This window comes from Algoriphagus marinus, assembly GCF_001936475.1.
GTDB classification, from domain to species: domain Bacteria; phylum Bacteroidota; class Bacteroidia; order Cytophagales; family Cyclobacteriaceae; genus Algoriphagus; species Algoriphagus marinus.
Genome location: NZ_MSPQ01000001.1, coordinates 26532 through 37879, shown reverse-complemented (window position 1 = coordinate 37879; position 11348 = coordinate 26532). Strand labels below are relative to the sequence as shown.

The window sequence follows — 11348 nt, the reverse complement described above, 5'->3', positions numbered from 1 at the left end:
AGCATGAAATCACATGTCCTAAATCGAAGTTAGGATCCGTCTCAAAAGCCCTAGGCTGCGCTGTGCGTGATTCCCCCGAATCAATCCTGAAGTAACTGGAAGCGACAAGCTTTATGACCTTTAAAAATCAAATTATAAACAGATGAAATCGAGCATGACGATAACGTCACACAGTAGGATGATAATTCGAAATGCGAGATTCCATGTGGCCAAATAGAAAAATTATAAACACATGAAAAAATTACTCCTCATTTTACTTTTTGTTCCACTCTTTGCGGAAGCTCAGATCGATAAATTATTTGGAAAAATTTCTTTAAATGATGTCAGTGTTTTGTTGGATCAGAATGAGACGCATTGCATGGTTTTCGATGAGTACAAAAAACTGGGTTTGGTTTATGAGTTAGCTACTAACAAGCTGGTTCATACCGTGAATCTTGACGGGCTTGTACCTAAGGATATCTCCCGCTTGAGGCCACACCAATTTGATTTTAAGAATGGAAAAGTCATTCTAGTGGGCTATGAGGGGGGAATTAATCCCGGACACTATTTTATTCTGGATGAAGCAAGGGATATTTTTCGGCTTCATGACCAATTTCTCGCCCAGGATCATGGACCTGTACAGGATGTAATCGGAGATTGGGTGATTTTTTCCTTTAACCAATTCGCAAAAAATAAGAAAGGGGAATATAATTTCGATAAAATCACCGGCTCAGTAATTCAATACTACAATTGGATGACCCGTGAGTGGCGATCGCATGCTTTTGATCAGGGGATGACAAACGTGATTGCCGCTAAAAATGTGATTGCCCTGAAAAGTGGAAAGGAAGGAAATATAGTGGATCTGATGTCCCTTAAGCCTGTTCAAACCGCTAAAGTTGATCTTTACACCTTAGTCACTTCCCTCTCGGATGGAAAAGTATATGCCGCTACACGAATGAAAGGCGGGAGTCTAGACAAAATCGCTGCGATCAATGGAGAAACTTACGAGGTGGGAAATTTTACTCCGGCGGATGTGAACACCAGGTATGAATGGACTCCGATGTGGAACTATATGGTGAGATTGGATTCAAAGAATAATGCAGCAGAAGACTTAAACGATATTGATTTGATCATTTTGGATAAGAAGACTAATCTTCAAACGGCGACTAGAATCAGCCCAGCCTCAAAAAATGAGAATCTGGATTTAATAGCCATGCAAAAGGAAATCAGAGAGAAGCGACAATATGCCAATGAGTCTCAACTTCAGGAGCGCTTTGCTTCCCAAATCAAAGAGCAGCAGGAATGGGATGCCTATTTTACCCCGCTTCCTAAGGTCTATAAATTGGATTACAATTCGATCAAAGGCAATGAGGTAACTAATCTCGCACTGACCAATCGATTGAATCTCGGCAGGGGAGCCAATGTTTACGCTTTGGGTCTGGTAGGAGAATGCGATAAAGCTAAAAGCTATTTGATCCTCAAGCGAGCCTCCAGTGGAGGTATTAGCTACTCCACTTACGGTATCCTAAAATTGGATAAATATGGAAATCGGATGGGTTATCGAGAAATCGGAAGATCCGAAAATAATGGAACTGGATTCACCCAAATGGATGTATTTACCATTTCCTCCACTGGCTTTGGAAATGCGACTGTAGAGACCATCCAACGAACCCAGGATGGAGAATACAAAGACACCTTCACCCATTATTGCGGGTTCTAATTTTAGACAGGAGCGAGAAATCGCTCCTTTTTTTAAAATAAGCGATTGTCGTTTTTGATCTTTTGAAGGCTAAAAGTCAAGGCTTGCTGGAAATAAATTTTCTTCTCCGCATTAAGAAAAGACCCAAAATCAATTCTTCGATTTGGTCCCTCCAAAAACAGCCCTCCCCCAGAATAACCTTTTGAAGTTTTGAGGGTAGGAGTAATTCCTACCCGATCTACTTCTTGCCAGGTGAAGTGTTTCCGTCGACCAATTTTTCCTAGACCGGTAAAAATTGTTCCACCGGTTTTGTGGAGCTGAACTTCCACTTTGCCCCAAATGAACATCAAAGCAATACTCCAGAAAAGTACCGCTCCTGCCAAAAAGGGAATGGAAAAAAGAACCAGAAACCAATTCACCGCTCCGTCTGAAAATGCTGCGAACAATGTCCCCCCAACGCTGAGCGAAGTCCAAATAATCATAAAAGGAACCAAAAAAAAGGCCATGACCGAACGGGTACTCCCCCCTACAATCAGCTCATTAATCTCTGCTCTGAGCCAAGTGCCTTTTGGTCCATTTTTAATATCAAATTTGGGGTCTATTACAGGATTTAGAAGCTCTGAAACTTTGAAAATATGCTTGCATTCGGTACAGAGCCCTGTATCGGTGGCGATGTTCAGGTTTTCAGTTTGAAGGGCTGACTTGCAGATCGGACAATTCATTAAGAAAATATATTAATTCATCCCAAATAAGGGACTCTGTTTTTTGCAAACCCATACGTCAAATGACCTATAGTTTGATCGCTTAATCTCAGAATCATTCAATAAAGCGCATCGAAGATTTCGAAGAGATTTATAAATTGATCCAATGAAAAAATTAAGCGCCTTTATCTTACTTACCTCCCTGCTATTTTTTGGAGCCATTTCCAAAAGTCCAGTGGAAGTAGAACTAATCACTAATTACGGAACGATCGTCCTTCGGCTATACGATGAGACTCCTCTTCACCGGGATAATTTCATCAAATTGGTAGATCAGGGAGTTTATGACAGTTTGCTTTTCCATCGGGTGATCAAAGGCTTTATGATTCAAGGTGGGGATACCAAAAGCAAGTATGCCAGCGATACCGTCGTCCTAGGAGGATCTGATTTGAATTACCAGATTCCAGCAGAATTTCATCCAGCTCTTTTCCATAAAAAGGGAGTCTTGGCTGCGGCCCGAACCGGTAATGCGGCACGGGCATCCAGTAGCACTCAATTTTACATTGTGCAGGGAATCATTCATACCGATAGTTCGCTGGATCATAATCAAGGGCGAATCAATAAAATGCTCGCAAGACACTATGCGGTAAATGATCCGGAATTGAAGCCGCTGATCGATTCTTTGGCCAGTGCCCGAACAAAAAAAGATAGCCTCCAAACCAAGGTTTTGAATGATAGCCTCCAATTGATTTATGAGACCTACGATAAGTTTGAAGCTTATCAAATCCCAGAGGCACATCGGCAAGTTTACAAGCAAATTGGAGGTACGCCACATTTGGATCAGAACTATTCCATTTTTGGAGAAGTGATCTCAGGTTTGGCGGTAGTGGATTCTATTGCTGCGGTCAAAACAAAGGTTCCAGATCGCCCGATTGAGGAAGTTCGGATTTTGAGCATGCGGGTGATTTCTAGATAATTTGGCTAAATTAATGGGACTTAGCTCCCTACTATGAAACCAATCGGCTGTTACCTTTGCTTGCTTTTCTTAGTGATTTCCTGTCAGGAAAAAGCACTTGAATCTGCTCCTAATTCTTATCCAAATATCGTTTTCATCTTTACAGATGATTTGGGATACGGTGATATTGGTGCCTTTGGAGCCACTGACATTCAGACTCCCAATATCGATCGCATCGCCAATGAAGGAATCAAATTCACCTCTTTTCTCTCCGCCTCACCCGTTTGCAGCCCTTCAAGAGCTGGTCTATTGACCGGGCGGATGCCACAGCGGATGGGAATCAATGCCGTATTTTTTCCGGAAAGCTTAACAGGAATGGATCCTGAGGAAATCACTTTTGCGGAGGTTCTCAAAGAAAAAGGTTACCAAACTGCAGCTGTTGGCAAATGGCATCTCGGACATCTGGAGCGCTTTCTGCCGCTCAATCAGGGCTTTGATCAGTACTTTGGAATTCCCTATTCCAATGATATGGCATCGGTGGTTTACCTGAGAAATAATGAAGTGGAAGAGTTTGAAGTAGATCAAACCTATACCACACAACGCTATACCGAGGAGGCTTTAACTTTTATTGATCAAGCATCGGACGCGCCTTTTTTGCTTTATCTCGCACACAATCAGCCCCATGTTCCGATTTATGCGTCACCTGAGTTTCAGGGAAAATCCGACCGAGGGCTCTATGGCGATGTGATTCAGGAGATCGATTGGAGCGTAGGGCAGATTTTAAGCAAACTGGGAGAAAAAGGAATTCTTGAAAATACGCTGATCGTCTTTTCTTCGGATAATGGACCTTGGCTGGTGATGGAAGATCATGGAGGTTCAGCTGGTGAACTCCGAGAGGGAAAGCAGTACACCTTTGAAGGTGGAGTGCGTGTTCCGACTGTCGCCATGTGGAAAGGAAAAATCACTCCCGGTCAGGTCTATGAAGAAATGGGTACCCAAATGGATTGGTTCCCCACATTTTGTAAGCTAGTGGGAGCGGAAATCCCTTCAGATCGGGAAATTGATGGAAAAGATCTGAGCCAAGTTCTTTTCGAAAATGGGAATCGGGAAGCCGATACTTTTCTTTACTTTATGCTTTCAGATCAGCGGGGTTTCCGTGAAGGAGACTGGAAGATCAAGCGCCCTTATCAAGGATATGAAGGAAGTAGAGGGATGAAAGCAGTGGCTGCTCACGATACCTTGCTTTTTAACCTGAAAAATGACCCTGGAGAAACCACTAATCTGGCTAAAGAAAACCCGGAAAAACTTGCTCAAATGATGCGAGCGATGGATTTGGCAGTAAAACAATTGGGACCTCTTCCTCCAAGTAAAGTAGTGCGAACTGGACCGGATAATAGCCATTATGAATACTTAGATCAAAAGCATAAAGCAGCTAAGAACTAGTAAGTAAAAAATTCACTTTTAACTTTTCGAGAAATGAAGTTCCAAAACACAGGTTATTACTATTTAGGCTTATTAATAATTACATTTTTGGGGTTTTGGCCTTCCTATTTTTCCAAGTTTTTTGATGGAACAGCCGATTTCAATCAGTATTTCCATTTTCATGCAATTACTGCGTTCTTGTGGGTAGGGATGCTAATTATTCAGCCCATTTTGATTCGGAGAAAAAAACATGAACTGCATAAAGCGGTGGGTAAATTCTCCTATCTATTGGTTCCTATTCTGTTTGTATCAGTGGCCCTATTAGCAAATAATCGTATAGATCCTGAGCTAGAGTTTGTTGGACCTGAGGTGTGGATTCCCTTTAAAGATTTAATTATTTTTTCGTTGGGCTTTGGAATAGCCATAAAGTTTAAAAACTCCATGCCCATCCATGCTCGGGGGATGATAGTTGCAGGGATGGCTTTAATCGAACCAGTTATGGCTCGGGTTATGTTCAATGTTTTAGATATTCAGGGCTTAACCGGCTATTTGTTAGCAATTTCTGTGGACTACATTATCCTAGTGGTGCTAATCATTTTGGAGCGAAACGAGAAAAGGGGACGATGGGTATTTCCGCTTGCTTTGGCTACTTTTTTCTTCATTCACACTATTGGGATTTTTAAAATTAACCCAGGTTTCTGGGAGTCCTTTTCCCGATGGTTTGTTTCCTTACCGATAACTTGAGCAGTTGGTTTGAAAAACGAGTTCTATCGGATTAAGCATAAAAATGCCCCCAATAAGTGTTTAACTTTTTGGGGGCAGAACAATACGGCCTTTTTTTAATTCCGAGCCTTAATTTCCAGGATACCAGTTTCTAAGTCTGACATCCACTTCAGGGGCACTGGAGTTAACTGCTGATTTGAATTTTTCCACATCGGCCAAGCCATCTCCACCTCTGAAATGGTAAGGGTAAACGATACTTGGTTTAAACTCTGAAACGGCATCTGCGGCTTGAGCTACATCCATGGTGTACGGAAGATTCATGCAGACGAAAGCTACATCTATTCCAGTTAATGCACGCATTTCAGGAATGTCTTCGGTGTCTCCGGATAGGTAAACTTTCTTTCCTCCGAGCTCCAGAATATAGCCATTCCCTCTTCCTTTCGGATGTCTGCTATCAGCTGTTTCAGGCAAGTTGTACATCGGGATTGCTGAAATGCTAATTCCAGAAATAGATTCTGTTTGTCCGTTATTCATGATCTGTATCGATTTTCCGGAGCCGCTTGGAAGCTTATCAGCTACGGCTTGGGGAGCTACGATGATCGCATTGCTCAAATCTAAACCATCCAGCGTCTCCTGATTATGATGGTCACCATGGATATCTGTAATCAATACCAAGTCGGGTTTCTTTTGACCTTCAAAAACTGCAGCTCCTCCGTAAGGATCCACATAAATAGTCTTGCCTTGATATTCCAGCACAAGAGTTCCATGTAAAATCGGAGTGACTTTGATATCCCCAGAAGCAGTAGGAATCAAATCCTGTCCGAAAGAAATGAATGGAGTTAATAAAATTAAGAGTATGAGTAGTTTTTTCATTTTTTTGAATGTTTAAGAGACTAACCGTTACTGGATTCAAATGTTTGGAGAATTGAATTCTTCGAAGTAAAGAATTGAGATTATTTCAAGAATCTTTGAATTATATTAGTAAATTAAAACTCCTAAGCCCAGATTTAATTTTCCATTTTTTTTGGCCTAACTCAAAACTATCTCAAATGAAAAATATTCTGACTCTTTTTGCGCTATTCCTTTTATCTATTTCTTATGGCTTTACACAGTCAGTTAAAGAGCTACAAAAATCCACGCTTGATTTAATAGGAACCTTTGATGAAGATATCAAATCACAGGCGATGCTCAGTTTTGCTGATTCCATGCGCACCCAATGGACCAATTTACCCATCGGATTGGCGCCAAGGACCGGAGCCCGATTTGGGGATTTTTCAGACGAAAGTAAATTGAAATTTCACAGGTTGCTCACTACGATGTTCAGCTCTCAGGGCTACCTGAAGTCTTTTGCGATTCTTCAGTTGGATGATATTCTCCATGAGATATTTGAAATAGGATATGAAAAAGGAGAAGTCAATGAAAATACAATCAAGATGGTGCGAACGCTGGATTGGGACTATGGCAATTACTTTTTTGCAGTTTGGGGTGATCCTTCTGTTGACGCGATTTGGGGTTTGAAATTCGAAGGACATCATCTCTCTATCAATCTTTCCGTTGCAGGAGATACTTACTCCATGACCCCACTATTTATGGGTACCGACCCGGCAGAAGTGGAAGTGACTCAGTATTCAGGGCTAAGAGCATTGAGTAAAGAAGAGGATTATGGGTTTTGGTTGATTAATGCATTAAATCCAGATCAAAAGACTAAAGCTACCCTAAGCAGAGAAGTACCCGGTGATATCTTGACGGCTCCGGGATCAGAGCAGCGTCTGAGCGAATATCAGGGGATTCCTGCTGCTGAATTAGATGAAAAACAAGCAAAAATTTTGCATTATCTAATCGAAGAATATATCGGAAACTTGGAACATGAAAAATCAGAAAAATACCTTGATATACTCCACTCAGTGGATCCTAGCGAGGTCTATTTTGCTTGGATAGGTAAATATGAACCAAGGACCCCACATTATTATGTGATTCACACCCCTCATTTTATCATTGAGTATGACAATGTCGGATTTATGAATAATGGGAATCATATCCATGCGATCTGGCGAGAAAAAGGAAATGACTTCGGAGAAGATATTTTGAAAAAGCATAGAATGGATCATGAGCACTGAGAATGATGCTAAAAGACCACTCTTTTTGAATAAATCAACTTAGTCAATAAGTGTAGATAAATACAATTTATTGTATTTTATAACTCTAAAATCCTATCTTAAAGTCTGATAACGAGATTTTTTTTAGCTATGACAAAATTGCGACTTGCATTTATTTTACTTTTTAGCGTTTCCTTTTCTTTGAAAGGACAGAACTTGGACAGCTTAATCTCAAATGCTTATTCTGCCTATTCTGATTATAAATATGAGGAAGCTATTCGATTAGCTGATGAAGCCATCTTACTGGCAAAAAAAGAAGGAAACGAGTCCGCCTTGCTTATTGGAGAATTTTATAAAGCCCTGAGTCTTCAAGAACGCGACCCTACCCAATCCGACACTGAATTGATCGAGAAGATGATCATTCAACTGGAAAAGCTAGGTTTAACGCTGGAGCAAGCTAGGGCTCATAACTTTCTTGCCAACACGTATGCGCGTTTTGGAGATGTTGAAAAAGCCGTAAAAAACCATCAAGCCGCCATGGATATTTATGAATCCACAGGTAATTTGACAGGCGTTTCTTCTTCCCATTCGAATCTCAGTTTGCTTTACTACGATCAGCACGATTATGAAGAGGCATTTTATCATGCGAGAAAAGGGCTAGAAATGGATCTCGCTATGGGAATCCCTGATAACATTCAGAGTAGCTATAATAACTTAGCCATCATTTTTGAACATACAGGTCCACTTGATTCTGCTATTTATTACCATAAATTTTCTCTGGACTATGCCAAAAGGGCTGAAAACCCGTATTCAGTAGGTTTAGCTCTAAGTAATTTGGGTAATAACTATGCAAACAAAGGTGACCTGAAACTCGCCGAAGAAACCCTACTTGAAGCCCTTCGAATTCGCGATTCTCTGGGCTATTCTCGTGGTCTGGCCTATACTCACAACCGACTTGCCAATCTTTATCAAAAGAACAATCAGCTTTCCAAAGCAAAATATCATGGAGAGAAATCACTTGAAAATGCCGAAAAAGCAGGCGAAGTAAAAGTACTTCGGATGGCCTATGAGAGACTTCAGGAGATAGCTGAAAAAACGGGTGATTATCGAGCTGAACTAGCTTATTTAAAGATGGCAACTTCACTCAAGGATAGTATCTTGAATGAATCAAATACCAAAAGCATTACCCAAATGATGCTCAACTATGAATTCGAGAAAAAACAGATTCTGGACAGCATCAAAAATGAGCAGGAAAAGAGAGAGCGGGATCTGGTTTTCTACGAACGTCTTGAAGTAGAGCGAAGCCGAAAGATCATCTTCATGATTTCCGGTTTATTCCTTTTCGTGCTAGCTATTGGACTTTTCCTCCGATATCAGTTTATAAAAAAATCAAAAGAGACCCTATCCAAAGAAAAGGATAGATCAGATAAACTCTTACTGAATATTCTCCCTGCTGAAGTTGCAGAAGAGCTTAAAGCAAAAGGAAGTTCAGATGCCAAAGACTTTGATCAGGTGACGGTAATTTTTACAGATTTTGCAGATTTCACCAAAAAATCAGAACAGCTAACCGCAAAGGAACTTGTAAAAGAATTAAATACCTGCTTCAAAGCATTTGATGAGATTATAAGTCACTTGGGATTGGAAAAAATCAAAACAATCGGGGATGCTTACATGGCAGCCGGAGGATTAAATTCTAAAGCGGGCGTTAAAGCGGTAGCCCAAGCAGCAATTCAAATGAAAACCTTCATTGAAAACCGAAATTCTGATCCAAGTATTTCCCAAAAGATAAAGTTTGACATGCGATGTGGAATCAATACTGGACCTGTGGTGGCAGGAATCGTCGGCATAAAAAAATTCCAATATGATATCTGGGGGGACACCGTAAATGTAGCTCAACGAATGGAAGCAAATTGCGAAATTAACCGGATCAACATTTCTGAAAATACTTATTCGCTGCTTAAAGATGACCCAGACTTTAGATTTACCGAAAGAGGAATGTTACCGGTAAAAGGAAAAGGAGAAATGAAAATGTGGTATTTAGATTCTCACACAAACGGAAATGATTTGTAAAAAATATTTTGGCCTAGTAGTACTTCTTCTAATAAGTATAACAAGCTGTTCAAAGAGACAACCAGAAGAGTCTCAAAAAACTGCGCCTCCCAATATTCTCCTCATAGTTGCTGATGACCTAGGCTATGCGGATCTAGGCAGTTTTGGGGGTGATATTGAGACTCCAAATCTCGATGAGTTGGCTCGTCAGGGACTTCGATTCAGCAGATTTCATACCGCTCCTTTATGTGCTGTTACTCGGGCGATGCTTTTATCTGGGAATAATAACCATATCGCAGGCATGGGGTCACAACAGCTCCAAACTAAAGTCGCGGGTTATGAAGGTCATTTGACAGATCGAATCATACCCCTTCCCGATTTACTTCGATCCGCAGGTTATCATACCTACATGGCAGGCAAATGGCATCTAGGCGATAGGCTAGAAGATGGTCCTCAGGCTAAAGGATTTGAGCATTCATTCTCAATCAATGCAGAAGGTGGAGCAAATCACTTTAGTAATGCGGGCATTTTTCCTGAAACTCCGGTAACCGAATATACTGAAGATGGACAAAAAGCAGACTGGCATGAAGGAGACTATTCCACTGATTTCTATACGGACAAACTGATCTCCTACATCGATCGGCATCGGGAAGATGGGAAGCCCTTTTTCACATTTGCAGCTTATACCTCACCGCACTGGCCTTTGCAAGTGGATGAGAAATACTGGAAAAAGTACGAAGGCCGCTATGATGACGGCTATGAGGCATTGAAAGCGCAACGTTTTGAAAGTTTGAAAAAGGCTGGAATGATTCCTGAAGATGCGGTTTTGCCTCCTTCCCATCCAGGTGTCAAACCTTGGGATTCACTTTCCCCGGAGGAGCAAAAAAAGGAAGCCCGAAAGATGGAGCTCTATGCCGGCATGATAGATAATCTGGATTTCAACATTGGAAGATTGATCAGTTATTTAAAAGAAATCGGGCAATACGAGAACACCTTGATTGTATTTATGTCGGACAACGGCGCCGCCGCAGAGGATTTTTATTCCAGTGACTTTTACGGCCCATATATCCAGGCAAACTATTCCGAGGATTATGCTGAAATGGGTAAAGTGAACTCGTTTATTTCTTATGGTCCCCAATGGGCGGAAGCTGGATCTTCCCCTTTCAAATATTATAAAGGATTTACCACTGAAGGCGGCATCAACACGCCGATGATCATCGCTGGACCAGGAGTCGAAAATAAAGGGAGTATCAACGATTCTTTCTTGACCCTAATGGATTTTGCGCCGACATTCTATGAATTAGCCAACGTGGACTACCCAGATCAATGGAATGGAAAAGCTGTAAAACCTTTGCTTGGGGAATCATTAATGCCACTACTTTCCGGGAAATCGAAAACAGCACATGATTCTAGCTATGTCTTCGGTTTGGAGCAGCGAGGCTATGCGATGATCAGAAAAGGAGATTGGAAAATTGTGAATATTGAGCGGCCATTTCTGTTGGAGAATTTTCAACTGATTAATCTAAAAACAGATCTTGCTGAGCAGGTTGATTTGAAAGAATCGTATCCAGAAAAATATCAAGAAATGCTGGCTGAGTGGGCTAGTTTTTCAAAAGAAGTTGGTGTAGTCATTCCCACTCCTAAAAAAGAAAATGATTAATTCTAAATTTATGAATCTAAGTATACTCTTCTTTTCCCTTTTTCCGCCGCTCGGATTGCCTGTTGGC

The 11348-nt window shown here is 41.1% G+C and carries 9 protein-coding genes; 7 read left to right on the top strand and 2 right to left on the bottom strand.

Going from position 1 to position 11348, the window contains the following annotated elements:
* Positions 1 to 232: 232 nt before the first annotated feature.
* Positions 233 to 1699 carry a hypothetical protein gene (locus tag BVC88_RS00165; protein ID WP_075348627.1) on the top strand — a complete coding sequence of 489 codons (1467 nt, stop codon included), beginning with the start codon at positions 233 to 235 and terminating at the stop codon, positions 1697 to 1699.
* A gap of 32 nt (positions 1700 to 1731) precedes the next feature.
* Here the strand turns inward: BVC88_RS00165 and BVC88_RS00160 are convergent, their stop codons facing one another.
* Positions 1732 to 2400 (bottom strand): hypothetical protein, encoded by a 669-nt coding sequence (locus BVC88_RS00160; protein WP_075348626.1) that lies wholly within the window; start codon positions 2398 to 2400, stop codon positions 1732 to 1734.
* 145 nt (positions 2401 to 2545) lie between these two features.
* Between BVC88_RS00160 and BVC88_RS00155 the strand changes: the two genes are divergently transcribed.
* The 3 genes from BVC88_RS00155 to BVC88_RS00145 are packed head-to-tail and all read left to right on the top strand — an operon-like array spanning position 2546 to position 5497.
* A complete protein-coding gene (locus BVC88_RS00155) occupies positions 2546 to 3352 on the top strand; it encodes a peptidylprolyl isomerase (protein WP_075348625.1) in 807 nt (268 codons plus the stop codon).
* Positions 3353 to 3385: 33 nt separating this feature from the next.
* A complete protein-coding gene (locus BVC88_RS00150) occupies positions 3386 to 4774 on the top strand; it encodes a sulfatase family protein (protein ID WP_075348624.1) in 1389 nt (462 codons plus the stop codon).
* Between the two features lie 33 nt (positions 4775 to 4807).
* Positions 4808 to 5497, top strand: coding sequence for a hypothetical protein (locus BVC88_RS00145; RefSeq protein ID WP_075348623.1), 690 nt, complete (start codon positions 4808 to 4810; stop codon positions 5495 to 5497).
* Between the two features lie 108 nt (positions 5498 to 5605).
* Here BVC88_RS00145 and BVC88_RS00140 read toward each other — a convergent pair whose 3' ends face one another.
* On the bottom strand, positions 5606 to 6349 hold the full coding sequence (locus tag BVC88_RS00140) for an MBL fold metallo-hydrolase (RefSeq protein WP_075348622.1): 744 nt from the start codon (positions 6347 to 6349) through the stop codon (positions 5606 to 5608).
* Positions 6350 to 6525: 176 nt separating this feature from the next.
* Between BVC88_RS00140 and BVC88_RS00135 the strand changes: the two genes are divergently transcribed.
* The 3 genes from BVC88_RS00135 to BVC88_RS00125 all read left to right on the top strand — a co-directional run bounded on the left by BVC88_RS00135 (position 6526) and on the right by BVC88_RS00125 (position 11281).
* Positions 6526 to 7593: a DUF3500 domain-containing protein gene (locus tag BVC88_RS00135; RefSeq protein ID WP_075348621.1), complete on the top strand. Its 1068-nt coding sequence runs from the start codon at positions 6526 to 6528 to the stop codon at positions 7591 to 7593.
* A gap of 129 nt (positions 7594 to 7722) precedes the next feature.
* Complete coding sequence (locus BVC88_RS00130) at positions 7723 to 9642, top strand: adenylate/guanylate cyclase domain-containing protein (RefSeq protein ID WP_075348620.1); 1920 nt, start codon at positions 7723 to 7725, stop codon at positions 9640 to 9642.
* The gene (locus BVC88_RS00125; protein ID WP_075348619.1) at positions 9632 to 11281 is read left to right on the top strand and encodes an arylsulfatase; all 1650 of its coding nucleotides are present in this window, start codon (positions 9632 to 9634) and stop codon (positions 11279 to 11281) included. Before BVC88_RS00130 ends, BVC88_RS00125 begins: the two co-directional genes overlap by 11 nt.
* Positions 11282 to 11348: the final 67 nt, after the last annotated feature.